The sequence below is a fragment of the Halovivax ruber XH-70 genome (assembly GCF_000328525.1).
GTDB lineage: Archaea > Halobacteriota > Halobacteria > Halobacteriales > Natrialbaceae > Halovivax > Halovivax ruber.
The window spans coordinates 643,786-669,866 of record NC_019964.1 but is presented as its reverse complement, the minus strand read 5'-3'; the positions used below and the strand labels follow the sequence as shown (position 1 = coordinate 669,866).

21 protein-coding genes are annotated in these 26,081 nt (G+C 63.5%); 13 read left to right on the top strand and 8 right to left on the bottom strand.

What is annotated here, in order from left to right; all coding sequences use genetic code 11:
- Positions 1-83 precede the first annotated feature (83 nt).
- The 3 genes from HALRU_RS03055 (at position 84) to HALRU_RS03045 (ending at position 2,110) form a co-directional block, all read left to right on the top strand.
- A complete protein-coding gene (locus HALRU_RS03055; RefSeq protein WP_015299940.1) occupies positions 84-881 on the top strand; it encodes an alpha/beta fold hydrolase in 798 nt (265 codons plus the stop codon).
- Between the two features lie 153 nt (positions 882-1,034).
- The gene (locus HALRU_RS03050; protein WP_015299939.1) at positions 1,035-1,574 is read left to right on the top strand and encodes a metalloprotease family protein; all 540 of its coding nucleotides are present in this window, start codon (positions 1,035-1,037) and stop codon (positions 1,572-1,574) included.
- A gap of 179 nt (positions 1,575-1,753) precedes the next feature.
- Positions 1,754-2,110 carry a hypothetical protein gene (locus HALRU_RS03045; protein ID WP_245547780.1) on the top strand — a complete coding sequence of 119 codons (357 nt, stop codon included), beginning with the start codon at positions 1,754-1,756 and terminating at the stop codon, positions 2,108-2,110.
- A gap of 175 nt (positions 2,111-2,285) precedes the next feature.
- Here the strand turns inward: HALRU_RS03045 and HALRU_RS03040 are convergent, their stop codons facing one another.
- Positions 2,286-2,555, bottom strand: a complete 270-nt coding sequence (locus HALRU_RS03040; protein ID WP_015299937.1) for a DUF7571 family protein — start codon at positions 2,553-2,555, stop codon at positions 2,286-2,288.
- A gap of 224 nt (positions 2,556-2,779) precedes the next feature.
- Between HALRU_RS03040 and HALRU_RS03035 the strand changes: the two genes are divergently transcribed.
- From HALRU_RS03035 to HALRU_RS03020, 4 genes are all read left to right on the top strand, one after another.
- The gene (locus tag HALRU_RS03035) at positions 2,780-2,986 is read left to right on the top strand and encodes a cold-shock protein (RefSeq protein ID WP_007699538.1); all 207 of its coding nucleotides are present in this window, start codon (positions 2,780-2,782) and stop codon (positions 2,984-2,986) included.
- Between the two features lie 214 nt (positions 2,987-3,200).
- Positions 3,201-4,193, top strand: a complete 993-nt coding sequence (locus HALRU_RS03030; protein ID WP_015299936.1) for a polysaccharide deacetylase family protein — start codon at positions 3,201-3,203, stop codon at positions 4,191-4,193.
- A 6-nt stretch (positions 4,194-4,199) separates the two neighbouring features.
- The gene (locus tag HALRU_RS03025; RefSeq protein WP_148680414.1) at positions 4,200-5,018 is read left to right on the top strand and encodes a formyltransferase family protein; all 819 of its coding nucleotides are present in this window, start codon (positions 4,200-4,202) and stop codon (positions 5,016-5,018) included.
- A 186-nt stretch (positions 5,019-5,204) separates the two neighbouring features.
- Positions 5,205-6,152: a DUF1616 domain-containing protein gene (locus HALRU_RS03020; protein WP_015299934.1), complete on the top strand. Its 948-nt coding sequence runs from the start codon at positions 5,205-5,207 to the stop codon at positions 6,150-6,152.
- Between the two features lie 152 nt (positions 6,153-6,304).
- Here the strand turns inward: HALRU_RS03020 and HALRU_RS03015 are convergent, their stop codons facing one another.
- Both HALRU_RS03015 and HALRU_RS03010 read right to left on the bottom strand, forming a co-directional pair.
- On the bottom strand, positions 6,305-8,218 hold the full coding sequence (locus HALRU_RS03015) for a glycosyltransferase family 39 protein (protein ID WP_015299933.1): 1,914 nt from the start codon (positions 8,216-8,218) through the stop codon (positions 6,305-6,307).
- Between the two features lie 209 nt (positions 8,219-8,427).
- Entirely contained in the window at positions 8,428-10,344 is a 1,917-nt protein-coding gene (locus tag HALRU_RS03010) for a right-handed parallel beta-helix repeat-containing protein (protein WP_015299932.1), read from the bottom strand.
- Between the two features lie 371 nt (positions 10,345-10,715).
- Between HALRU_RS03010 and HALRU_RS03005 the strand changes: the two genes are divergently transcribed.
- The gene (locus HALRU_RS03005; protein ID WP_015299931.1) at positions 10,716-12,506 is read left to right on the top strand and encodes a hypothetical protein; all 1,791 of its coding nucleotides are present in this window, start codon (positions 10,716-10,718) and stop codon (positions 12,504-12,506) included.
- 58 nt (positions 12,507-12,564) lie between these two features.
- Here the strand turns inward: HALRU_RS03005 and HALRU_RS03000 are convergent, their stop codons facing one another.
- Positions 12,565-14,427 (bottom strand): hypothetical protein, encoded by a 1,863-nt coding sequence (locus HALRU_RS03000; RefSeq protein WP_015299930.1) that lies wholly within the window; start codon positions 14,425-14,427, stop codon positions 12,565-12,567.
- A 479-nt stretch (positions 14,428-14,906) separates the two neighbouring features.
- Here HALRU_RS03000 and HALRU_RS02995 point away from each other — a divergent pair, with 479 nt between their 5' ends.
- The 3 genes from HALRU_RS02995 to HALRU_RS02985 all read left to right on the top strand — a co-directional run bounded on the left by HALRU_RS02995 (position 14,907) and on the right by HALRU_RS02985 (position 19,089).
- Positions 14,907-16,379 (top strand): flippase, encoded by a 1,473-nt coding sequence (locus HALRU_RS02995; RefSeq protein ID WP_015299929.1) that lies wholly within the window; start codon positions 14,907-14,909, stop codon positions 16,377-16,379.
- Positions 16,380-16,529: 150 nt separating this feature from the next.
- Entirely contained in the window at positions 16,530-17,747 is a 1,218-nt protein-coding gene (locus tag HALRU_RS02990) for a polysaccharide deacetylase family protein (RefSeq protein ID WP_015299928.1), read from the top strand.
- Between the two features lie 187 nt (positions 17,748-17,934).
- A complete protein-coding gene (locus tag HALRU_RS02985) occupies positions 17,935-19,089 on the top strand; it encodes a hypothetical protein (protein ID WP_015299927.1) in 1,155 nt (384 codons plus the stop codon).
- An 88-nt stretch (positions 19,090-19,177) separates the two neighbouring features.
- Here the strand turns inward: HALRU_RS02985 and HALRU_RS02980 are convergent, their stop codons facing one another.
- The 4 genes from HALRU_RS02980 to HALRU_RS02965 all read right to left on the bottom strand — a co-directional run bounded on the left by HALRU_RS02980 (position 19,178) and on the right by HALRU_RS02965 (position 23,847).
- A complete protein-coding gene (locus HALRU_RS02980) occupies positions 19,178-20,266 on the bottom strand; it encodes a polysaccharide deacetylase family protein (RefSeq protein ID WP_015299926.1) in 1,089 nt (362 codons plus the stop codon).
- 142 nt (positions 20,267-20,408) lie between these two features.
- On the bottom strand, positions 20,409-21,605 hold the full coding sequence (gene wecB, locus HALRU_RS02975) for a non-hydrolyzing UDP-N-acetylglucosamine 2-epimerase (protein ID WP_015299925.1): 1,197 nt from the start codon (positions 21,603-21,605) through the stop codon (positions 20,409-20,411).
- Positions 21,606-21,607: 2 nt separating this feature from the next.
- Positions 21,608-22,789 (bottom strand): glycosyltransferase family 2 protein, encoded by a 1,182-nt coding sequence (locus tag HALRU_RS02970; RefSeq protein ID WP_245547779.1) that lies wholly within the window; start codon positions 22,787-22,789, stop codon positions 21,608-21,610.
- A gap of 191 nt (positions 22,790-22,980) precedes the next feature.
- On the bottom strand, positions 22,981-23,847 hold the full coding sequence (locus tag HALRU_RS02965) for a sulfite exporter TauE/SafE family protein (protein WP_015299923.1): 867 nt from the start codon (positions 23,845-23,847) through the stop codon (positions 22,981-22,983).
- A 157-nt stretch (positions 23,848-24,004) separates the two neighbouring features.
- Here HALRU_RS02965 and HALRU_RS02960 point away from each other — a divergent pair, with 157 nt between their 5' ends.
- Positions 24,005-25,006: a hypothetical protein gene (locus HALRU_RS02960; protein WP_015299922.1), complete on the top strand. Its 1,002-nt coding sequence runs from the start codon at positions 24,005-24,007 to the stop codon at positions 25,004-25,006.
- A gap of 6 nt (positions 25,007-25,012) precedes the next feature.
- A complete protein-coding gene (locus tag HALRU_RS02955) occupies positions 25,013-26,080 on the top strand; it encodes an ABC transporter permease (protein WP_015299921.1) in 1,068 nt (355 codons plus the stop codon).
- The last annotated feature ends 1 nt before the right edge of the window (position 26,081 follow it).

Genomic DNA, 26,081 nt, shown 5'->3' with positions numbered 1-26,081 from the left:
CACGTTGATCGGCCGGTTGTGGTCGGCACCCGTTGTGAGGTCGTTGTCCCGATCTTTTTCTCCGACCGGACCTAACGGGTGGTATGACACTTCCGGCCGGATGGGACACTGGCTCGGTCTCCACCGACGATATCGAACTCCAGTACTACGCAACCGGGAGCGGGCCGCCGATCGTCTTCGCCCACGGACTGTTCGACAACGGTCGACGCTGGGTGCCGCTGGGATCCGACCTCGCCGCGGACTATCGGGTGATCGCGTACGACGCTCGCGGCCACGGTCGGTCGTCGGCTCCGGAGACGGGATACGAGATCGACGACCGGGTCGCGGATCTCGTCGGGATCGTGACTGGGCTCGAGCTTCGAAACCCGATTCTCGTCGGCCACTCGATGGGTGGCGCGACGGCTGCGTGGGCGGCCGCAGCCCGCCCCGATCTGCCCGCCGGACTAGTTCTCGCGGACCCGTCGCGATTCCACGGGTACCCGGACATCGATGTCGAAGAGGCACGGCGGATGGGGCGCGAACGACTCCGCGAATCGAAGGAACTGTCCATCGAGGAACGCATCGACGAGTACTACGACGACGTCGAGGCCGACGCCGACCATCACCGGCGCCTCGCGGCAGCGGCCGACGAGTGTAGTCCCCACGTCGTGAAGACCGCACAGGATCACGAACCCGTCGCGCGGGCGTTCGACGACATCGAGTGTCCGACGCTCGTGTTGCGCCACGACGCCGACATCGACGACCGGGTGACGGATCTGAACGCGGCGGAGCGCCTGGCTGACGGTCGACTCGTCCACGTTCCTGACGCCGGTCACTACGTGTTTCGCGACGCACCAGACGCGGCGACCGCCGAACTTCGAACGTTTCTCGACCGGCTATGAGCGGCCGTGACCGTACCCTCGCACGGCTGTGAGTAGGCGGGACAGCATCCCCTGTGCGAACGCCGAGTCGAACCGCCGTCCGACTCGATCGTAACCATCGGGTCACCAGTCACGCTCGCGAACATTCAAGATGGAACGGTCGAACTCGGGGGCATGGGGTCGCTCGGCTTTCTACTGACGCTCGTGACGTTTCCCGGCGTGGTCGTTCACGAACTGGCACACAAGCGGGTCTGCGACCTGTTCGGGATTCCCGTCCTCGAGGTGTGTTACTTCCGGCTCGGCAATCCCGCCGGCTACGTTCGCCACGCCGAACCTCGTCGGTATCGCCACGCGACGATGATCACGGTCGCACCGTTCCTGCTGAACACCGTCCTCGCACTCGTCGCCTTCAGCGGTGCCGTGCTGTCGACCCCGGCCGGCGGCGCTGTCACCGACGTGGGTATCGTCGGGGGCATCCTGTTCTGGCTGGGGCTCAGTTTCGGGATGCACGCGTTCCCGAGCGCCGGCGACGCCTCCTCGCTGTGGGGGCAGACGAAGTCGAAGTGGCGCGCCTCGCCGACGGTCCTGCTCGGCCTCCCGGTGATCGCCCTGATCCACGTCGTGAACCTGCTTCGGGCCCTCTGGCTCGACCTCGTGTACGCGATCGCCCTGTTCGTCCTGGTCACGTCTACGGTGCCGAGCGTCCCCGTCTGAGTCGATCCATCTAATCAGCCGACTGCCTCGAACCCGTCATCACGTCGCCGTCTTGCCCTAGTTATTTCTCCGGCACCGTTGTGAGATCGAACAACGTGATGGGACTTCTCGCGGCTACCACAACGGCGCAGTCGATTCGCCCATTCGTCCTCCCATATTCGCTCGTCCCATGGGTTCTCATGGCCGTCGCTGCGGTCGTGAACGGCGGGTTCCGGGAAATCGTCCTCGTTCCCCGTCTCGGCTCGTACCCTGCCCACGTTCTGAGTACGCTCGTGCTCGTCGTCGCGATCGCCCTCATCTCCTTCCTCTACTTTTCTCGCTCTGCGATCTCGTTCACCCGGGCGGAGCTCGTGCTGATCGGCGTCGTGTGGGTCCTCCTGACGACCGGGTTCGAGTTCCTCGTGGGCTATCTCGAGGGCACGCCGGTCTCGACGACACTGGGCCAGTACAACGTGCTGGCGGGCCAGGTCTGGATCCTGGTGCCGCTCACGCTACTCGTGTCGCCGCTACTGTTCGGCTGGTATCTCGCGGGTTGACTTGCGCGGCACGCGCCCGATCACCTGTCGCCGTGCGCGAGGCGGACTGCCGTTCGGCTGCACGCGTCACTGGACACCCGTCCGGTGGCACTGAGTCACTCTTCGGTGGCGCTGGGCTCCGCCCAGTGGCACCGCTCGCCGATTGGTTCGCCAAAACGGAAGTGCCGGGGCCGGTTCAGGTGGAGACCGAGTCCTGATTCCAGCCTGGATCCTGCCCCGTGCGGACAAGCACGTCGGATCGACACGCCGGGCAGTAGTCGGGGACGCTGGATTCGCTTCGGGGGACGTATACCGCGCTGCCACACTCCACGCACGCATCGGGAACGATGGTCGCACAGTCCGCACAGACGTTGAAGTCGTCGACTGTGAGGTCGCGCAGGGGTTCGAGTTGTTTGTCCAAAGTATACTCGTCGATGACCGCCTGGCAGCGTTGGCACGATTTCATGACGATGCAAGTTGCTACCATGTGACCGTCCTATAAGTACCCCCGGGCCGCGTCGCGTTTTGCGATCGCTCGATGGCAACTGCGGTGCAGGGTCACGCGCTCTCGTCGGTTTCAACGCTTCTCTGCCGTCGATAGCCCGGATTTCCCCGCCTTTGACACCGTCCAATCGTGGTACTGGCACCCTCGAAAGTGTTATCACTGTGTGGGGGCTCTGTCTGGGTGTAATGGCAAACGGTACGGTTGACTTCTTCAACGACACGGGCGGGTACGGCTTCATTTCGACAGACGACGACGCAGTCGACGATGACGAGGACGTTTTCTTCCACATGGAAGACGTCGGCGGTCCAGACCTCGAAGAGGGGCAGGACGTCGAGTTCGACATCGAATCATCCCCCAAGGGACCGCGTGCGACGAACCTCGAACGGCTGTAAGCCGCCCGAGAACTATCGCGACCGGCGATAGCACCACTTCGATTCTTTCACCCACTACACTCCGATAGTGACTGCTGTGGTTCGGGGCGTAGTTATGGTCTGAGCGACCGGCTGGAGTGAGTTGGTATCGTCCACCTGATCGCAACGCTCGACCGCTTGCAGTTCGTGACACTCACGCAAAAGGACTTTACCACCTTTCATGTGGGTCACATTCATGCCGGGGACTGTCACAATCAGCATCGAACTCGAACTTGGGTGGGGCGTCGCAAAATACGGAAAGTTGGACAAACTGAGCGACGGCCGGATGGCGGAGACGCAATACCTCTCTCGGTTGCTTGAACGCTGCGACGACCACGACGTTCCAATCACCTTCGACGTCGTTGGCCACCTGTTTCACGAAAATTGTGCCGGGCACCACGGTGGCCCGCACCCGGACGACTGGTGGGACATCGATCCGGGGACGTCGGTCGATGAGGATCCAGCGTTTTACGCGCCGGACTTGGTCGAGGACATTCGTTCTCGCCGTACGACTCACGAGATCTGTACGCACACGTACTCACACATCGAGTGTGACGCGGTGGATCCCACTGTCGTCGAGTGGGAGGTGGATCGTTCCCGACGCGTTCACGAGCGAAACGGGGTACCAGCTGCGACGTCGATCGTCCCACCGCGTCATGGCACCCCGCCGTCAGAGACACTCGCAGAGGGCGGGATTCGCGTCAAGCGATCACCGCATTACCGGGCGCCGGGGGAGCGCCGACCGTCGTCGGACGTTCGAAAACTCTACGAGATCCTGTTAGAGCGGCATCCGACTGTATCTCCCCGCGAAATGGACGGTATCATCGAAACGTACAGCCCTGAGTACACGACGCTCGCCGTGCCATACCTCCAGACCGGGCAGTACTCGCCTCATCCGGTTTATCGGCCGATTCCCCACACCTTCCGCCAGCGGTTGCACGCCTGGAACCTTCGCCGTGGCGTCGATGCGGCCGTCCAGGGCGGTGACGTCCACTACTGGTGTCATCTCTACGACCTCGCGAACGAGCAGCAGTGGCCCCAGATCGACGACTTTCTCGGTTACCTGGCGAAACGACGCGATCGAGGTGACGTGGAGATTCGCCCGATGCGTGACCTCCCAGCGATCTGTGGGCAGCCGACTCTGAACGAAGCCGACCCGGCGGAGCAACCGGGAATCGTGATCGAGTGACCACCGATGACTACGGACGGACTCTCTGTCGGCCTTTTGCTCGATGGACCGTTGATGCGACGCTGGGCGGTAGAGGCCGTCGAACGGGCGATAGACCGGTCGAACGTGCGCGTCGAACAGGTGATCCTGGCGGCGGACGAGAAACCCGATTCGACCAGGCTGGTCCGACGGTACGCGTCCTCGGCCCTCGACACGGGCGCGTGGGCGCCGGTGCTTGGCCTGCACCAGGTTGTGAACCCGCCCGCGCACCTCGAGACGGTCCCGCTCGACGAACTCGACTGGCTCAACGACGCCGAATCCCTTCAGGTGCAGCCCGAACCCGCCGACGAACTGGGCCAACGACTTCCCGGGGCGGCCATCGACCGCATCGAGGCGGCGGACCTTGACCTACTGTTCCGGCGGGGCTTCGGCATCTTGCAGGGCGACGTCCTCACGACGCCGACCCACGGCGTGCTGAGTTACCACCATGGCGACGTCAGGGAGTATCGCGGCCGCCCGCCCGGCGTCTGGGAGTTCGCGAATGGCGAGCGGACCGCCGGGATCACGCTCCAGCGGCTCACCTCGACGCTGGACGGCGGCGAGATCGTCGTCGAGAAGTCCGTCTCCATCGACGACCTGGGGACCTGGCAGGCGGTCGAGCGGCGCCTCTTCGAGTGCTCGACGGACATGCTGGCGACGGCCTGCGACCGACTCACCGATCCCGCATTCGCGGCGACGACCGTCGATGAGCTGGGCCCGCTGTACACGTGCCCGGGCCCGATAGAGACGGCCCGTATCGAACTGAAGAACGTCAGGGGCCGCGTGGGAGCGCAGTTCCACCGGTGAGCCGCAGTCTCTGCCCGTTGATACGCTATTCGACATTAACGACACGGAGACATTCAGAGTATCCGTTCCATAACAACGGTCCTGGTGTGGGTAGTGGTGTCCCATGATCGGGCCGATACAACTCTGTCGAGTGCGCCGATGGGAACGCTCGACCGGAAGAAGCGGCGTCAGTAGGGAGGGGCAGGTATGAGCGATCAGATCGCGGATCTGAAGTTGCTAGCTGCACTCACAGTTGTTGCAGTCGTTGTCATCGTATCGGGGGTAGGTTCCGGCACGCCGGTCTCCGTTCTCATCGCGATACCGCTTCTGCTCTTCGTCCCCGGGTACGCTGTGCTCGCTGCTCTGCTACCCTCGTCGGAGCGTACCGTTTCACCCTTGATGACCCGGATCTTCCGGCTTGAGTGGTGGCTCCTGTCGGTTTCACTCAGTTTGGTCGTCGTTTCGATCGTAGCCATCTTGGTCGTGCTGGCCCCGCTAGAATTCGGCCCCGTTGCCGTGGCTTCGCTCCTGGGTATCGTCTCAGGGGTTGCCATGGTCGTCGCGGCGAGACGTCGCAAACGGGTTCACGTGGGGGACCGCCACGAATCTGATTCTTCGCTCGTTGCTCCGATTCGAGGCGCGTTTCGAACGAACTCCCGCGTAGACGTCGTGTTGAGCGTCGCCCTCTTCGCCTCGTTGCTTCTGTTAGCGGCGAGTGGATTCTACGCACTGAGCGTCGAGCCCCATCAGAGCGACTACACCGAACTGTACGTTCTCGCCGAGAATGATACAGCTGAATACGTGGTCGGCGGGTACCCGACGGAGATCGAGTCGGGCGAAGAACTCACCCTCTCGGTCGGCGTCGAAAACCACGAAGGCGCCGCGCAGGAGTATACCGTCATCGCCCAGGAACAGCGCCTAGACGGCGGGGATGTCGCCGAACGAAGCGAACTCGATCGGTTCAGTTTCCGGTTACAGGACGGCGAAACGGATGTCACGGCCCACACCGTCGAACCGTCAACTGAAGACGGGTCGGTCGAAATCGTGTATCTTCTTTTCAGAACCGATGCAGACGACATTCCGGCCACCCCGACTGAAGCGGATGCGTACCGACGAGCGTTCGTCGGTCTAGAGGTTCGTCCCACCGTTTCCTGAGTCGTGCAACGCGCCCTCGAACCGTCTCCATCGCAGGGTCGAACGGGCTACCCGACAGCGGCGTACTCGCAAGGATCGTCCGGATTGTCGGTCGGCTGTCTACACGCGGTCAGATTTGCGCCGTCCGAAGGTTCCCTTCGTTCCGACTGCAATTAGGATCCACTACGCCACACGAACTCGTCCTTCCCGTTCGTATAGACCACTCCCCGTCGCTCGCGGGACTCGGGTAGTGGCCCGAATACGTGATACCGGGAATTCTCGTATTCGATCTGGTAGGAAACGTGATGCGTCTCGCCGTAATCGCGATACAAGATGAGCCGTTCATCGGCGAAGACGGTACCGGATCCGTCGTGGTCCGTTCGGTAGACTACCGCGTCCTGATCGTAGTGGCGAGAGAGGAGCTGAGTAGCCACGTGGTCAGAGACGATGATTACCTCGTCTCCGGTGGTGCGTTCCGCGAACTCGTACGCCGCTCGCTCCTCTGGCGTTGTTGAAAGCCGGTCGGACGCCGGCGAGTCGCCGACCACGGGGCCGTCAATCGCGCCGACCCCGTTTCCGAGCGCCACGATGGCGTATGGCGCGCAGACGAGCTCAACGACTAGTATGATTGCAAAGATGCTCCCTGTGCGCGATTGCACCGCCGAGAAGATGGCTGCGAGTCCTGGTGCCGCCAGCAGCACGAGGAAGATGTAAAGGAATACGAGCCAGCGCTTTGGAAGGAACGTACTCACTCCGAGCGTCGGGAGCACGTAGATGAACATACTCGCAAGAGCGACCCCGACACCCGCTCCGAGTGAAATGCGTGTCGGCGGGACGTTTTCGCGGTTCATCCAGTTGATTGCGCCAATCAACGCGAGTGCGAACAGGACGCCGGCACTGATGACCTGAAATAGTGACATCGCATCGGCGCCCGCGACCGCCACGTAATCCCCCGGCGGAAGATACGAATCGGCGCGACCGCCCGAGCCTGTTATCATCGACGCGATGTTCTCGCCCACGACCTGCCCGACCACGGACAGGAAACTGTCCGACTCTCCTTGGGGGCCGTTGTAGTCAGTGATAGTCGTCTGGAAGACGAAGGCGGTGACGAGAGCGGAGAGGATCGACACCACTCGTCGATCGCAGTTACCCAGCCAGAATAGGGTCGCACAGAGGTACCCGCCGATACAAACGAGCGCGACGAACAGGCTTAGTTGATGGGTGAACGTCAATGCGACGAGAAAGACGCCGAATAGGGCGGCGTACAATCGGTGCCCAGTTTCGAGAAACCGCTCTGCGTACAGTAGCACCAATGCAACGAACACGACGCCGAGCGCGGTCGTCGTGGTGTGAATCGCGTTGACGACGACCTGATCCGCGACGACGAGTAACCACGCACCGACGAGCGCGATGGTTTCGTCCCAGCACCGCTTGAGGAAGAGGCTGACGGCGCCGACGACGAGAAACGTGGATGCGGCGGTTATCAGCAAAAACGCCGCGTGCCTCCCGGAGACGCCGAAGACGGACACGCCGCTCGCCGTCAGCAGGTGGTACACGGGGGCGTACCAGTACTTATCCGCCGCCAGCGGTGCCAACGACCCGCTTGCGGCGATCGATTCGGCCGCGCGATTATGGAAGAGCCCGTCGTTCCCCATCTGAACCGCACTTGCGTAATAGACCATCCACCGGTGGAACAGCCCGGTTAGAACGATTCCGGCAAACCTGAACTCGAAGGACTGGCGCGTGAATATCAGGATGAGCGAGAGTAAAAACAGACAAACTGTGAGGACGAAGATCGACGACGTTCTGGTGAAGTGGTTCGCTGCGTACAGGTAAAGTGTAACCGCAGTCACGATGCCGTACACCGTCGCCACGAGTCGCGTATCGAAGAGCGATTCCACGAGATCGATTCGCTCACCGCGCACGACGTAGCCAAGTCCCGTTCCGAGGAGTATCAGGGGCGGTAGCACTCTCGTGACCGGGTTCGAAACGACGTAGGAAATGGCGTATCCGGCGATACCTGCGGCGAACGACACCGCGATGACGAAATCTGGAGAATCGATGAAATTCCGCGTTCTCCAATACATTCATCCGCCTGAATGTGCGTTCGCTGTATAGTTACTGATCGACTTCTCGACTCTCTTGGCCGGTATGATTTGCTTTCCGCCGGCGTCCGAATTCAGCAACCACCAGTACCGCGATACGCCGCATCCGCCCGGTGCCTGGTAGCCGCACTTGAGCCACCATTCCCGCTCGGACGGGAAGCCACAAGTCAGTCCCGACTTGCGACGCCGCCTCAGTTGCGTCCGTACACCGTCACGTCGATCGAAGCGGCGCCATCGCTCGTCTCGACGCTGACGGGGAACTCGACGTCCTGGCGGACCGGGTACGTGGCGTACCCGAGGGTGAGCGTCGCTGCGTCGTCGGGCGCGACGGTAACCGTCGCCGAATCGACTTCCTGTGCGTCGCTTCCGACGAGTAAGCGAACCGTATCGGTGGTTTCGACGGTGCCCGTGTTTTCGGCTCGGACGGCCACCTCGAGCGCCGCGCCGGCATCGACGGGAGCGTTCGAGTCGACGATAGCGGGTTCGAGACGCTCCTCGCCGGCGGCAGCGACGGCCACCGTTCGCTCATCAGCGTCGTCAGCCGATTCGACGCGGACGGGAAACTCGACGTCCTGTTTGACCGGATACGTTTCGTATCCTAGTGTGAGTGTCTTCGCGGTGCCGGGTTCAACGGCCACCACGTCACCACCGACTTCTTGTGAGTCCTCCCCCACAAGCAGACTAACGTCGCCCTCGGCGGTTTCGTCCCCGGGATTTTCGATGCGTACCGTTACGTCGAGTCGTTCACCACCGCGGGGTTCAGTCACCTCTGCGATGGAAACTTGGTGACTTCCTTCGACCGGGTTGGGATCGTCGTCTTCGTCGCCGGTCTCGCGGATGATCTCCTCGGGGGACCGCGCTTGGCCGTCTAGCTCTACCCACATCATGTCCGGCTGGTCTATTTGTATGTCGGTGATCGCTCCGTCGACGAGGAAGGCGTCGCCAAAACCACCGCCGGTAACGCCCCCGGCGTGCCAGGCACCGTCCACCTCCTCGATGAAGTCTTCAGCCACGAAGGTCCCGCCCTCGATGGAGTCGCCCGACGGGCTGTCGTAGGGCGCTTCCGTAAACTCGACGGGGCCGTCAGCGTAGAATTCGTAGCCAGCCAGGCTCGCGTCGGGTTCGGTGACGAACGCCAGCAGGGAAGACCCGTCGGGGAGGCTGGGTTCGTCATCGCCGGTTCCGTCCGCGCGCGCCGCCGCTTCGGCGCTCGTCGGGCACCCGTCAGGAACGTATCGTTCGGGAGTCCCGTTCGAGTCGCCGATAAACTCGTTCGTGCTCTCGCGTACCCTCGCACCGCTGAAGGACGACTCCGTCGCCTTCACCACCGCCTGCCCTGACTTGCTGTAGGCAGGTTCTCCGACCTCGATAGCCCGATCGGGGTTGTCCATTCCGCCGACGTGACAGTTGCGCACTTCGGTGTGTTCAAAATATCCCCAGAACCCGCGGTGAGGGCCGCCCCAGATGCAACAATTCTCGGCGTACGAACCGTCCGTCCCTAGCCGAATGTTGCTGGCGGTATTGTTCCCGGAGTAGCTATCGATGACATGGACTTCCCCTCCGTTCGACGGAACGGCCGTATGGCCGGGGTCTGAGGCGTAGAGGCCGTTATCAGTGTGTCCTTCGATGTAGACGTTCCGCAACTCAAGCGTCCCGCTGTGACTCGGCACTACGAATATCGCAGAGCGTCCCTCCGTGTGAGCCCTTCCTTCGTCGCCATCACCGAGGTACACGTTCTCGATGATCCCAGTTGAGGTGCCGTCCACTGCGCAGATTATAGTTGCGTCCTGATTTCCGGTCCCATCTTCGCCCCTAATGCCGACGTTTCGTATTGTCCAGTCGCTTCCGGTTGCGCGAAGATCGACCGACGCACCGGTGGCAGAGACGTCGAAGAGGACGTTTTCAAACGTTTCTCCGTTGTCGAGTCTGTACTCGAACGTTTCTCCGCTATTTACCTCGATCAGATCGTACTCGGCGGCTACGACACTGCGACTTCCAAGCGCAAGAAAGCTTGTTGACCCGATGGCTGCACCAGTTCCCATCAGATATTTTCGCCTGGAGATCTGCTCTTTTTCGCTCTCCTGTGACTTCGTATGCTGATCACTCATCTTTCGGGTAGGAGCAACTGATTATCAATAGCGGTTGACGTTCAAACAGACAGAATATAAGTTGCTGCATGAATCTCTCTCGATTCTGTTTTACAGGATACCTATCACACCCTTCGGTGAAATCCCTCACTCAAAGCACGCCTAAAGAATTGGAGGATGATACGTATTTTTCGATTTCCGCCCGTCTTCGGCCTACGAGTAGACCATTTCGGTTAAACAATCTCAGGCTTCGTGATCTATTGGGAGCTATGTACGTCAGACCAAATTTTATTTATTGATATTTTATCGTAATTTTCACAGACAGGTAGCTCCCAGCTACGTTCATCCACACGCTCCATTACAAGGGCCGAGACGGTCGACGAATCGAGAGAATGAAGACGCAGCGTTCGCAACTGGCGACGCCGGGAGAGCGAAGCCTCCTCGCGATCGGCTTTTTCGCCCTCGCTGGTGCGGTAGCACTGGCACACGACTCGCCGGCGACCGGCTACGAACTCTCGATCTACGCGGCGACGCCAGTCGCGATCTGGGGACTGCTCGGTATCGTGTTCGCCCTGTCGCTCTCGCTCGCGCTGGGAACGGCGTCTACGTGGGTTCGGAGATTAGCGCTCTGTCTCGGTGGCGGTGCAGCGCTCGCCGTCGTCGGGATGCCCGTCCTTCGCGGGTACTGGTTCATCTCCGGCGGTGACGCACTTACCCACCTGGGCTGGGCGCGCGGACTAGCCTCCGGGGCGTACGAGCCGATCGATCTCCGGTACCCCGGCTTGCACACGGTGACGACGGTGACTGGCAACGTGCTCGGCGTCGAACTCGCGCACGCGATGATGTTGATCATCGTCGTGTTGTGTGGGCTCTTTTTTGGGTTCATTGCGATGACGGCGGCTCGTACGTTCGACAGTCGATATAGCCCCGTCTTCGGCGCGTTCTCCGCGTTCCTACTGTTACCGATCACGTCGCTCAGCACGTTCATCACCCCACACGCGATGTCGCAGGCGATCCTCTTCTCCGCGGCGTTCGTCTTCGTACTCGTCGCGTACGTCAGGCAGGGATCGGACGGCCTCTCCCGACGCAGTTACGGCTTACTCGCGACATTACTGCTCGTCGCCATTGTTCTCTATCACCCCCAGCTCGCTGCGCATCTACTGGTAGTGCTGCTCTGCATCTGTGCGATTCAGGTGGTCGCTCGTCGATCCCACGGGTTCGATTCGATCGCTCGACACGCGCCGATATATCGGCTGACGGCCGTGCTCGTCGTTGTCTTCCTCGTCTGGAGTGCGAACCACGAACTCATCCAGCGCGTGATCAGGTTCCATCTCGTCAGCACTGTCGAGTTTCTCCTCGGGGCCAACGATACCGCCGGGGCATCGGTAGACTCGCAGGCCGACTCGCTCGCGGCCGTGGGCGGAAGCCTCGCGATCGTCGTCCTCAAGCTCCTGGGTCCGAACCTCGTCTTCGGGCTCCTGACAGCCCTTCTCGTTCTGGCCGTGTTCCTCGGCGCGGGCCGTCGGACGCGTGAGCAGTTGCGTGCCGTCGTCGCGTACCTTGCTGTCGGTCTCACCGGGTTGACCGTCCTCTTCTTCCTGTACTTCTTCGGTTCGTCCGGGATGATGTACTTCCGCGTCTTCGGCTTCATGATGCTGTTTTTCACCATCGCCGGCGCCGTGGCGCTTGCATACGGGATGGAATCGATCACGCGAGCGCAGACCCGACAGCTAGCCCAGGCTGGCGCCGCGGTCGCGATCGGGGTACTCCTTGTCGCGTCGCTGGTCGGCGTGTTCGCCTCCCCGTACGTATACAAACCCGCCCCGCACGTCACCGAGCAGTCGATGATCGAGCACGCGGATGCGTTCGAGGCGGCGGACGATGATCTCGGCTTCGTCGGCATTCGAAGCGGTCCGAACCGGTACGCCGACGCTTACTACTCCCCGCTTGATCGAACTAGTTCGTACGATGGCGTCACCAGCGACGAGTTGGACGACGGATTGACGACGTTCGAATCGGATCGATACCTGGTCGTTACGGAGATGGATCGCGAGCGCGAGACGACTACGTACCGCGAACTCCGATACACCGACGCACAACTGGCGTCGGTCTCCGCACTGTCGGGCGTGAATCGGGTTCACTCAAGCAACGAATTCTCTCTATACTACGTCGACGCGACGTAAACGGAGCTAAACGAGTACGATACCGACCGAATCGCTCGACGCCGTACCCGATCCGGCGCTATAATTGCGAGGGTTCGACCGATTTTCCGTCGACGGTGAGCGTCCGGACATCCGTGACGCCGCCGTAGTCGGTCACGTCGAGGTTCGTGATTTCGCCCGTGTATATCCACACGGTACGGGCTTCGTCGGAGCCCGAGAGCCACCACTCGGCCCAGTCGTCACCATAGGCCTCGCCCTCGGTAAGCCACTTCGCATGGGCCTCGGCGGGCCGGATCTCGCCGGATACTTCGATGCGGTACTCGTACTGGCCAGCGACCTCGAGACGGTGGGGGCCGATGTCGACGTACTCGCTGTGGTCCAGTTCCTCGCCGTCGACGGCGAGTGTACGAAGTTCGGTGTCGCCGTCGCGGTCGTCGATCTCCAAACTCATGATCTCGCCGGTGAACTCCCAGACGGTGCGAGCGCTGTCTGAACCAGAGAGCCACCATTCTGCCCAGTCGTCACCATAGGCCTCGCCCTCGGTAAGCCACTTCGCATGGGCCTCGGCGGGCCGGATTTCGCCGGAGACTTCGACGCGGTACTCGCACTGGCCGGCGATTTCGAGCGTCCGGAACTCGTCGGTAACGGTGCCGTCCTCGTCGGAGCCGCCCGTCCGTTCAACGAGTTCGTCCGCGCTCACCCGCTCGCCGTCGAGTTCGATCCACATGGCATCGGGCTGGTCGACCGAGACGGAGGTGACCGGGCCGTCGACCAGGAATGCGTCGCCTGCACCGCCACCAGTGACTCCGCCGGCGTGCCAGGCGCCGTCGATCTGCTCGACGAAGTCCTCGGCTTTGTAGGTTCCACCCTCGATCTGCCCTCCCGACGGGCTCTCGTACGGTGCCTCGGTGAATTCGACGGCTCCGTTCGCGCGGAATTCGTAGGCGGCGAACCGGGCGTCGGGCTTGGTTACGAATGCGACGAGATTCTTATCCGTTGGCGGCTTCGGTGCTGGCTCCTGAACGGAACCCGAGCCGCTGGCTGCCTCTTCGGCGCTGGTCGGGCAGCCGTCTGGAACGCGGTCGACCGGCGATCCTTGCGGAGTTCCGTCGATGTTCGCGGTACTCGCCCCGCCGTGGGCGTGAGCTGTCTCCCACCGCGAGTTCGACATCGTCAGCGACGCGTGGTTCGACTTCTCCCAGACTGCGTCGCCGAGCGCGAGGTCAGACGTGTGGCCGCCGAGATCACAGTCGACGATCTCCGCCGACTCGTAGAACTGCCAGTGGCCGCGAGAGGATCCACCGGCCGCACAGCAATTGACGAGTTTCGACCCGTGCGTGCCGAGCCGGAAGTTCGACGTGTCGTTGTTTTTCGAGTAGGAGTTTCTGATCGTGACGGTACCGCCCGCACCGGGAACCGAGTGTGAACCGGAGTTACCTGGCCCAGAGGCGTAGATGCCATTGTCCGTCCAGTTCTGAACGTTGAACCGTTCGATCTCTATGTGGCCCGCGTGGTTCCAGTAAACGTACAGCCCCGTCGCGTTGCCGTCGCCGACAGTGGGTGCAACGTAGACGTTCTCGATGATTCCTGTGCCGTTTGGATCTGTGACGCGAGCGCGGAACGGTTCGGTGTGCCCGCCCTCGTAGTGACCGATGATGCCGATGTTTCGAATCGTCCAGTCGCTCCCGTCAGCCTGAATTTGGTATGTCGCTCCGGACGCGGAGATATCGATCAGTTTGTTCTCCCAGATCTCACCGCTCCCGACGTTCTTCGTGAACGTCTCGCCCGCCCCCACGGTGATCGTCTCGTAGTCCTCCGCGGCGGCCGATCGGCCGGCCGTTCCGAGGAGCCCGAGAGCCCCGAGCGCCGCACCGGCGCCGAACAGGTACTGTCGACGACTCGTTTCGATTGATTCGTCAGCGTTCGTATCGTCTGCACTCATTCGTTAGTCAAGTAAAACAGATCAATCTAATCGCTTCACCTTCAGGCGTTCACGATATATTAGGGACCCTGTTGGTCTGGATTCGGTGATTGCTATCGGATCCGTACTATCTGGGTGGTGTATCCGTGAGGGTTGTACTTTCAGGAACTAGTGATTACAAGAGTTTCAACTACAGAAAACCCAACTTCCGAGGTGATTGGCGTCGCACTTTTCCCGGGTCGTAGTCGATGGAGGGTAGGTTCTGACATACTGTCGATGCGACACCCGTGTCGGAGGGGTCACTGGCTACCTAACAATACTACCCTTGAACGAACAATCACGAGACGAATGCTGCTCCCTCTCACTCTCTTCACTCGGATCCCGATCCACGAACCGGACGGTGGTATCAATTACAGCTGCCGGCGGCCGGGCACGCTCGATCCGTCGACGCCGAGGTGCCCCGTGGCCCAGCCGGCTGAGTTCCTCGTGGCCCGATACGAATGACTGCGCTCTCTGCAGACATCCTTCGGGGCGTCAAAGTGTCATTCTACTCGCGAGCCGTCCATATCCTCACGAACGGACTCTTGGTGGTCCTCCTCGCGGGGACGTTGCTCGGGCCCGACGAGTATGGTCTCCTGTTCCTCGTGCTCTCGGTCGTCGGCGTCGCCCAGCTTTTCGCTGATCTCGGGATCGCCCGTGCAGCGGCGCGGTATGTTTCGGAGTACAAGGAGACGGACGACGGTCAAGTCCCGTACATCGTCGCGTCGTCGCTTCGATACCGGCTGGTCCTCATTGCGGTCGTCTGCATCGCCATCCTTCTCGGTCGCCAGCGCCTCGCGGCAGTCCTCGACGAACCGGCACTGATCGATACGCTCGTCGTCGGCGCGGCGTTTCTCGCGTTCCAGTCGATCAAGGTCTATCACGTGACCCTGTTCCAGGGATTCAACCGGCTCGAGGACAGCGCGCTCGTCTCGATCGTCGACAACGTCGGCCGGTTCGTGCTCGTCGTCGCGTTCGTCTTCCTCGGTGGTGGCGTTCTCGGCGCACTGGCCGGGTACGTCCTCGGATCAATACTCGCGACGGCGGTCGGCCTCTTCATCCTGTTCGCGCGCGTCTACCGTTCGTACGACCGGGCCGATCGACCCGAGCACGGACTTCGGCGTCGCATCCTCGAATACAGCGTCCCACTGACCGCGTCACGGAGTGCGAACGTGATAGACAGGCGAGTCGACATCATCCTCGTCGGATTCTTCCTGAATCCGGCGGCCGTTGGATTCTACACGCTCGGTAAACAAATTTCGGAGTTCGTAGAGGCGCCGGCGGGTGCCGTCGGTTTCGCGCTCTCTCCCGTCTACGGCGAGGAGAAAGCTGCCGGTGGGATCGACCGTGCGTCGCGCCTGTACGAGTCGTCGATGCGGTACGTGCTCCTCCTGTACGTTCCGGCGGTCGCCGGCGTGATCGTCGTCGCCGAACCGGGAATCCGGCTCGTCTTCGGCGACGCTTACGAGCCGGCGGTACCAGTACTCCAGGTACTGAGCCTCTTCGTCCTGTTCAAAGCGATAAACAGCGTGACTACGCAGGCGCTCGACTATCTCGGGCGGGCCAGACACCGCGCGATCGTCAAGGGCGTTACGTCCGCGGGGAACTTCGGGCTGAACGTCGTATTGATTCCGGTGATGGGCGTCACCGGTGCGGCGCTCGCGACGGTCCTCACGTTCGGCGTCTACTCGCTCGCCAACGTATACATCATGCACCATGAGCTTACCGTCCGATGGACGCGACTTGCCCACGTCGGTGCCATCGCGACGGCGATCGCGCTCGTCATGGGCGGTCTGGTACTGACCCTCTCTCCACACGTCACAAGCATCCTCTCGCTCGCGGCCGTCGTCTCGGTTGGAGTCGCCGTGTGGGCGTTCCTCGCGACCGTCACTGGTCTTCTCGATATTGAACGGGTTTCCGCTGTGGTGACGTAGGTCCGCACACGTGGGCGATTACTTCCGTTCCCGCCCCTCAATAACTGGCCCCCTCGTTCGGACGCCCGTTCGCCTCTCAGTAGCGCGTTCCTGTCTACCGCATAATCGGCTGCTTACCAATATAGATGCGTGATAGTTTCACTGCCGTACATGAGACGCCGGGTGTTCCTCTCAGTAGCGACGGTCGGTCTGGTCGGTTGCCTCCAACGTGACGAAGCGGATCGATCGGGTGACCAGAATCGAAACACGACGACGGAATCGTCAGCCATCGACGCGTGGACCGACGCCGAGCCCGTCGATGAGAATCACCCCTTCGTCCACGGAGATCCGTTCGACGATTTCGACGACCTATCGTCGTGGTCGGTGCTGGCCGGTACACTGGAGCAGTCTGAGAGCGGCGTTCGCCTCGCGGCCCGACCCACAGACGAGCGCGTCTTGATCGGTCGCTCACTGTCTGACCCGCTCGACTGTTCGAGCGTCGTTCCCGGACTTACCCTCTCGGCGGCGGACTCGATAGTCCCGCGGATCCAGCTGATTGACGACGTCGGTAATCGGGCCGATTTCCGTCGCGGGATCAAGAGCAACCGGGGACCAGTTCGCTATTCGTTCGGTCTCGTGTCGGTTTCGGGCCCTGTCGACCTGTCCACTATCACCGAACTCCGCATCGCCCTCTGGGTCGGTGATCGATCCCGGACGATGCGTATCGGCGAGCTATTCTTCACCCCGAGATCCTCCCCCGGCACCGTCATGATCCAGTTCGACGATGGGTATGCGACCGATTACACCGAGGCCTTTCCCCTTCTCGATCAGTACGGATACGAAGCTACGTCGTTCGTCAACCCCATAACCATCGGCAGTGATGATCGGCTCACCCTCGATCAGTGCTCGCAGTTGGCCGACACCGGCTGGACGATTGGCAACCATACGCACGCCCACCGGCGGCTGGAGGATCTGAGCGCCGACGAACAGACGGCGGAGATTGTCGGCGCCCGCGAGTGGCTCGTCGACCACGGCTTCGAGGACGGTGCCCGGTACTTCGCGTACCCGTTCGGGCAGTGGGACGAACACACGCTCGAAATCGTCGGCGAGCATCACGAGCTGGCGTTCTGGTCCGGAATGGGAATCAACGGTGTGCCGGCGAACCCGTTACTGTGCACCCGCGTCGGAGAACCCACTGCCGAAACGGCTATCGGCCTGCTCGACAACGCCGCTCGGTGGGGCGGTCACGTCGGGCTTCTCTACCACGAACTCGCCGGGCAGCAACGCGCTGATTTTCGGCAGACAATCGAGCATCTTCATCAGCTTGAGTCGGCGGGCCGTCTCGAAGTCGTGACACCGCCAGACCTCGCTGAGCGTGTCCGTGTGTAGCTGTCAGTTCGCCCGTAAATCACCGCCTGATGCCGCGTCTGGGATATGTCGTGTTGCGCGGGTCTGGGTTTTGCTGGGCCTGTTTTGCGCCACGTCCCCAGTCGGAGCTGTAGTCTGACGGTACGTTTCACCACTCCCCAACTACGTCAACCGTAACAAAGCGATCCGGTTCCATCTCTCTCATCGAATGCGGTATCTCATATTCACCAATACGCCGGCGCACGTCCACTGCTATCGAAACGCCGTGTCGGAACTCGAAGCCCGGGGTCACGACGTGCTCGTTCTCGCCAGGGACTACGGCTGTACGGTCGACCTCGTTGAGTGGTACGACCTTCCCCACGAGGTATACGGCGCCTGCGAGACGTCGAAGTGGTCCTTACTGGCCAACCTGCCGGCCCAGTACGCACGCGCCCTCCGGGCGGCTCGCCGATTCGATCCGGACCTGATCTTCGGCATGGGCGGGTACGCGGCTCATACCGGCGCACTCACGCGGACGCCGGTAGTCTTGCTCATCGACTCCGAGGTGACCGGGTTGGACCACACCATTTCGACGCCCTTCGCCCGGACTGTCCTCACGCCGGATACGTTCCAGACCCAGCTCTGCGACGAGCACTACGTCTTCCCGGGGCTGAAGGAGTGTGCGTACTTGCACCCCGAGGAGTGGACCGACCACCGAGCACAGACCGGAACGGGACCGCCCGTCCGCACCCGACTCGACCTCGATCGCGACGAACCCTACGTCATCGTCCGGCTGAACGCGTTCGGGTCCCATCACGACGTCGGGAAAGGGGGATTCACACCGGATCGCCGCCGTCAGTTGATCGAGACGCTCGCCGAGTACGCGACCGTCCTCGTCTCGGACGAGGGCGGCGACCTGGCGTTCACGGACCTTCCGGCCCGCCCGTTCTCGCTCCACCCGGCGCGATTGCACGACGCGCTGGACGAGGCCGCCCTCCTCGTCGCCGACACGCAGACGATGGTCACCGAGGCCGCCCTGCTCGGCACGCCCGCGATCCGGTCGAACTCCTTCGTCGGCGAAGACGACATGGGTAACTTCCGGGAATTAGAGCGTCAGGGGCTGATCTTCAACGAGGCGGAGTTCGACGCGGTCCTCGAACGCGCACCGGCGCTTCTGGCCGCCGAGGGGACCGACGAGACGTGGCGGCGCCGTCGGGACGCGTTCCTCGCCGATCGCTGTAACCTCACGCGGGTCATCGTCGACGTCGCGAGGGCGCGTGGCGATCCCGAATCGGTCGACGCGCTCGTTCCGTTCGACGGCGTCGACGCACCGGAGCCGACCCCCGAGCCGGTGCCGGCGGAGCCGCTTCCGCAGAACGAGTGAGGGAGAGAGCGGCCCGGAACGAACGGTGACGAACGAAGCGGCGGTCACGAGGTGGCAACGAGGTGGCAACGATATTCGGGGGCGGACGCTACCCGATCTGATCGGGGTCGGCGCGTCGCTCCGCAACTGTCATCGGCTGGCGGTCGGTACCGTCATCCTTCCCATCGAACGCCTCGAGCAGCGCTCGCGGCGTCCCGATCCAGGCGCCCAGTTCCTGCGCACGCTCGACGAGCCAACGGTACAGCCACCGGTAGCCGGGGAACTCGCGCTCGCTGAAGTACCGCGGGTGCCAAAGGACGGTCATCACGGCCTCGTTCGCCGCGGCTTCGAGCAGCAGTTCCTCACAGGTCAGCCGGGCGGCCTCCGGATCTGCCCCGGGATCGGGTAACGCCTGCTCCATGGCCGTCAGCGGAAAGACGCGGAAGTCGTCGCCGAAGGGGCGAATGGGTCGGTAGCCGTGGTGGAATCCGACGCGAGTACCGGAACCGAGACTGGCGTCGTACTCGAGGCCGATTGTGCGGTGGTGACGCCAGGTCTCCGGGATCGAACACCGGAGATAGTGCTGGCGCCCGCCGGTGACGGTGGTCGGCGCCCCTTCTCCGAATTCCGTTCGATTCGCGTCGCGTTCTTCGATCAGGACGTCCTCGAGAACGTTCTTTTCCTCGCGAAGCCGCTCCCGATCCTCGGCGGAGTGGAAGGAGCCGTGGAGGCCGACCTCCCAGCCGCCGGCGGCCAGTTCGCCGATCTCCTCGCTGATCTCGGGCGAGCGAACGTCGTAGCGCCCGAGGTGCTGGATCCAGTTCGTCGGCGAGAGCCAGTCGCGGCCGGGGCGCTCGGTCAGCAGGTGCTGCTCGTTCAGGAAGTAGAACGCGGAGCGAACGCCCAGGTCGGCCTCGAGGTCGCGGATCTCGTCGAACTGCCAGTACGGATTGTCGTCGGCGACGGCCGTCTTTAGGTGGTAGCCGGGCCGTTCCTGGACAGCGTAGAACAGCGAACGGAGGCCCTTGTACGGGCGGTCGACGTCGTGGGTGAGACAGAGGGCGAACGACGCGTCCGCGGGCAGCGATGACTCGTCCCAGCACGCCGTCGGCGGGAGTTTCGGTGCCTCGCGGTCGTGCGTCTCGGTCGGACGTTCGATCCGCCGGAGCGCGTCTGTGGTGGCGGCTTCGTCTGGCATGGTGGATGGTCGGGCGGTTGGTGAGCGGTGGGCCCGCGGCCGAGAGCGACGGGCCCGCGGTCGGGGGTGACAGGTCCGTGTCGGGGGCGCGGGTCCGCGGCCGGGTGCGGCAGGCTCGTGGTCGGGGGCAGCAGGTCCGCGGTCAGGTGGTGGGATCGAGACGCCGCTGCAGATCGGCGGCGATGCGTGCAGCAGCGGTTCCGCTCCCGTAGCGGTCGGGTTTCGTGGCCGGTCGCTCGGCCGACTCGACCGCCTCGACGATGCGGTCGGCGTCCGCCCCGACCAGGTGATTCCAGCCCGCCTCGACGGTCTCGACCCACTCGGTCGTCTCGCGCAACGTCACGCATGGGGTGTCGAGGTAGAACGCCTCCTTCTGGACGCCGCCGGAGTCCGTGGCGACGCAGTCGGCCGCGACGAGCAGCCGCAGGAAGTCGAGGTAGCCGACCGGTTCGACGAGGTCGATTCCGTCGCTCGCTCGCGCCCAGAGTCCCTCGCGGCGCAGCGCATCGACGGTCCGCGGGTGGGCGGGCAGGACGACAGGGCGCGCGAGCGCCGACAGTCCCTCGACGATCGATTCCAGTCGGTCGGGATCGTCGGTGTTGGCCGCGCGGTGGACGGTCGCGAGGACGAACGCGTCGTCTCCGGGGGTGAGTTGATCGGCGGGGTGGCCGTCGTTCGGCGTCTCCCCGGCAGGGACGAGTGCGTCGGCGACGTCGCCGTCTGTGAGGCGGTCACGGACCTGGAGGAGGGTGTCGTACATCACGTCGCCGACGTCGACCACGCCGTCGGTGATCCCCTCGCGTTCGAGTGTGGCGACTGCGTGGTCGCTGGGTGCGTAGTGGACGTCCGCACAGTGGTCGGTGGAGATCCGGTTGATCTCTTCGGGCATCGATCGATCGCCGGAGCGGAGGCCGGCCTCGACGTGGACCAGCGTCGGCTCGCGCTTGGCCGCGGCGAGCGCGCCGGCGAGCGTGGAGTTGGTGTCGCCGTAGACGAGGACGGCGTCCGGCTCCTCGGCGTCGACGAGGCGTTCGATCTCGACCATCACCGCGGCGGTCTGGGCCGCGTGCGTGTCGGAACCGACGTCGAGGCGGTAGTCGGGTTCGTCGAGCGAGAGTTCGTCGAAGAAGACGGCCGAGAGTTCGGCGTCGTAGTGCTGACCGGTGTGGACGACCGTCTCGTCGATCCGGCCCTGGAGGGCCCGCGAGACGGCGGCCGCTTTGACGAACTGTGGCCGGGCGCCGACGACGGTGAGCACGTGCGGTCGCTCGTCGGCTGGTGCGCGCTCGTTGGCTGGTACGCTGTCGTCTGCTGGCACGCTCTCGTCGGATTCGCCCATGGTCAGTCACCTCCGACCGGCTCGTACCGGTCGGTGTCGACCGTCCGGCTGTGCAGGCGATCGAGCGTCACTGCGAGGGTGACGAAAAGCCCGCCGAGCAGGGCGGTGAGAATCGACAGGGCCGCCTGGGCCGAGCCGATTCCGACCGTCAGCGCGGCGAGCCCGAGCGTCGCCAGGCCGACGGCGCCACCGAGTCCGCCGGCGAGCAACAGGACGTACGGCCGGCGCGGTCCTGCCTCGGCGTACTGCATCCGGTAGCGCCAGAGGCCGCGCCGGAGGAGAAGCCACGATAGCGACGGGACGAACCGCGAGTAGCGGATGTGGCTCTGCTCGTCGCCGTAGCGGGCCGGCATCGGGACGTCCTCGACGCGAAAACCGTTGACGTTCAGGTGGACGAGGACGTCGTTACAGAAGCCGTACCCCTCGTAGAGCCGATCGACGTCGATCGCGTCGAGCGCCTCCCGGGAGATGGCGGTGTACCCGTTCTGCGGGTCACTCATCCCCCAGTAGCCGCTGACCAGTTTCGTGAGGTAGGTCAGGACGCCGTTACCGAACAGCCGCCAGGATGGCATCCCCGCCCGATCGTCGGGGTTGTCGAGTCGGTTACCCTTCGCGTACGCGGCGTGGCCCTGGACCACGGGGTCGACGATTCGTTCGAGAAGCGTCGGGTCCATCTGCCCGTCGCCGTTCATCACGGCGACCACGTCCAGTTCGTCCTCGCGGGCCAGCCGGTAACCAGTCTTGATCGCCCCGCCGACGCCACGATTCCGTTCGTGGCGGACCGTCACGATCGGTGGCCCGTCGAGGCCGCCGTCGGGGTGCAACGTCGCCGTCTCGGCTGTCGAGACAGCCGCCTGTCCACTCACCCCTCTCTCGGCAGCCGTCTCGACCATCCCCGCTGCTCCGGCCGATTCCGCTGTGCCGACCGATTCCGCTGTGCCGGCTGGTTCCGCCGCACCGACCGACTCGGGTGCAGCAGCCGACTCGGCCGTGCCGGACAGCTCCGTCGCGGCGGTGACGCGCGTGGCTGCCGCCTCGATCTCCGACCAGGTGTCGTCGGTCGAGCAGTCGTCGACCACGTAGGCCCGGTCGACGATCGCCGGGAGCGTCTCGATCACCTCACCGACGAATCCCGCCTCGTTGTACGCGGGAATCACGACACCGACTGTTTGCCCTTCGTACATGCTGGTGAACCGTTCCGAGAATCGGAGAACCACGGCCATAGTAACGAACGGCATTCCGGACAGTTGCCGGGTACGACGCGTCTGCGCGGGTCGGTACGCGGTCGATACTGTTCCCCCGGCCGTGAGAACGCGGTCGCTACCTGGTGCCCGGTTTGGGTAGAAGGCTCACACGAATCGAATCGACGATCGAGTCAGAGTCCGCTGTAGAACGGCAGTGACGGACCGGGAAGGTCGACGCCGAAGGCCATCAGCCCCATCTTGAGCGGGAAGTACCCCAGCGCCACGAACGCGACGCCCAGAACGCGGTGAAGGTGTACTCTGGTACTGGGGCTGATCGCGCTCACGAGCGTGCCGTAGACGAACAGCGTCGGGATCGTCCCCAGCCCGAGGACGGCCAGCGAGAGCGCGCCCCGAAGCGGGGTGCCCTGGGCGAACGCGTAGAGGTAGGCGGGATAGATGATCGGACAGGGCAACAGGCCGTGTAGGCCCCCGAGGAGGACGATCCCGGGGCCGTTCGCCAGCCGATCGACGTGGCTCGTGAGCGCGCCCGACACCGTCGCGAAGAGCGGGCCGACGACTGGGAGGCCGTGACCGGGCACGCCAGCACGCCCGCGGAGGTAGTAGAGTCCGCTCGCGATGATCGCGATGCCGACGAGGACGCCGGTCGCGGCACGAACGCCGTTACCCACGGCCATCGTCGCGTCGAGGGAGGCAAAGGCCAGCGCCCCCAGGAGGCCGAAGAGTCCGCCGATCAGCGCGTAACTCGCCGTCCGACCCAGGTTGAAAAGCAGGTGCTGGCGCACCTCGAAGACCGACAGGTCGTCGTCTCGTCGCGTCGACGACCCCGCGGACATCCGATCGCCGTACGTCGTCACCAGCGGGCCACACATTCCGAGGCAGTGCGCCCCGGCGAGAACGCCGACGACGAGAAAGACCGCGAGATCGACGTTGGCTCCGACGCTCGCCGACCCGTGACCGGCCATGGCGACGACCCCGTCGAGTGCCGCCGTCGAACGCCCCGTCCCGATCGCTGCCAGGACTGCTGCAAACGCCGTCATTATCGGATCTTGGGACGGCCACCCTATGCGTCTTGCGTTCGGATTGGCCGCGACCGAGACGTGCTGACGATGGTGGGGCGGAGGCGACTGAGTGGGAGCGGAGAACCGGCACGAAGATCCGAATGTTTATTTAGAATTCAGACAAACAAACCGATAGATGAACCTATCCAAACGCTTGCCGTGGGCGGACGGTGCGGGCCGCCGCGTGCTCCTCGTGCTTGCCGTCGTGGCGATGGTCGTCGCGAGCGCGGGCTGTCTGAGTATGCTCTCCGACGAGGAGGGTGCGGATTCGTCGAAACAGACCGCGAAGGTGCCGGCCGAGGCGGACATGCTCGTCAACGTCGACATGGCCATCTTCGGGGACGAGGAAACGACGGCGTTGCTAGACGGCCTCGGCGAGGAGACCGACAGTAGCGCCGCAGAGATGGAAGAACTCTACACCGAGTTCAGGAACGAAACCGGACTCGATCTCGCGGATCTCGAGCAGACGACGATGTTCGGGATGACGGACACCGAAGCTGCTTCCGAGAGCGAGTTCGCCGTCCTCATCGATGCCGACTGGGACACCGAGACGCTGATCGACGCCCTGAACGAGGACGCCGAGACGACCCTCGAACAGACCGAATACGCCGGTGAAGACGTCCTCTGGAAGCCGGCGAATCCGGATGCAACGAGCGATCCCGTGTACGTCGGCGAACACGACGACGGCCAGTACGTGATCGGCACGAAGGCCGCCGTGACGGCGTCGCTCGACGTCAGCTACGAGGGTGCGGAACCGGTCTCCGGCACGCTCCTCGAGACGTTCGAAGACACCACCGAGGGACTCGTCACCTTCGCGATGGACGTCCCTGAGACCGCAGACCAGGGCGACGACTTCGGCGGGGCCGCTCCGACCGAGAGCGTCGAGACGATTACGGGCGCCTACACGACGAGCGACGGAAACGCCTCCATCGAGATCAGGATGGCGTTCGGAGACGCCGAGCAGGCCGAGAACCTGGAAGGCACTATTAACTTCATGCTCTCGCAGTCGACGTCCGACATGACTGAAACGGAACAACAGCTTGTCGCCAACCTCGACACCGAAACCGACGGGTCTACGCTCGTCGTCACCTGGGATGCGAGCGTCGACACGCTGATCGAACTGGCGAACGAGCAGTAACGCGTCGTGGACGTCCGTGCCCTCCTTCGGAAGGAAGCGCTCACCGTTCGACGCAACGCCGGCCTGTTCGTCGTCGTCCTCGTTCTCCTGCCGGCGATGCTCACCGGCGTGACCGGCGTCTACGAACGATCGATTCCGGAAGACGTCCCCGTGGGCGTCGTCCCGGCCGACGACAACACCAGCGAGACCGAACTCGCGGTCACGCGAACGGGCGTCGACTCCTTCGCGACGCCGGTCACCTACGACACGCGCGCAGCTGCCAGAGACGGGCTGGCCCGTGAGGAGGTCTACCTCGTCGTGGCGGTGCCGCCCGACCTCGGCACCGAGGGGGCCGACGTGGAATTCACCGTCGTCACCGACCGGACGATGGTCCCGTTCGAGGAACCCGCCAACCTCTCGGTGGCCGCCCTCGATCGTCGACTCGACGACGCACTCGTCTCCGATGTCACCGTCACGCACGACCGGCTCGGCGACCAGCGCGTCCTCACGGCGTACCTGATTCCGGTCTGTCTGGTGGCGTTCGTCCTCGTCTACGGCCTGGTGTTCGTCCCGTACCAGGTTCGCTCGGAACGACTGGTGCTCGACCGGCTACAGACGACGTCCCGGTTAGAGACCGTTCTCGCGACGAAGATTGCGTTCTACGGCGCGCTGACGATCGTTCCGATCGCCGTCGCCGCGCTGGTGGCGTCGTGGATGGGGTTCGACATCGCGACCCTCTCGGTCTTCTCGTCCGTGAGTCTCATACTCACGTTCGTTCTCGTCGCCGCAGTCGGTCTGACGATCCTGTTCGCCATGCGATTGCGCCGGCTGGCGTTGTTCGCCAACGTCGGGCTACTCTTCGCGCTCCTCTCGCTCTCGAGTGTCGTCTATCCGGTCGGCTTCTTCTCACCCACTCGCAAGGCGATCGCTCGAACACTCCCGACCCACTACGCGACGGTGGCGACCCGGAGTGCGATGTTACGAGACGCACCGATGGCGCTGTACGCGGATTACCTGCTCTGGGTGGCCGGGGCGGCCGTCCTCGCGCTGGGTGGGCTGGTACTGGCGCTCAGCTACTATCGACGGAGGCAATGAG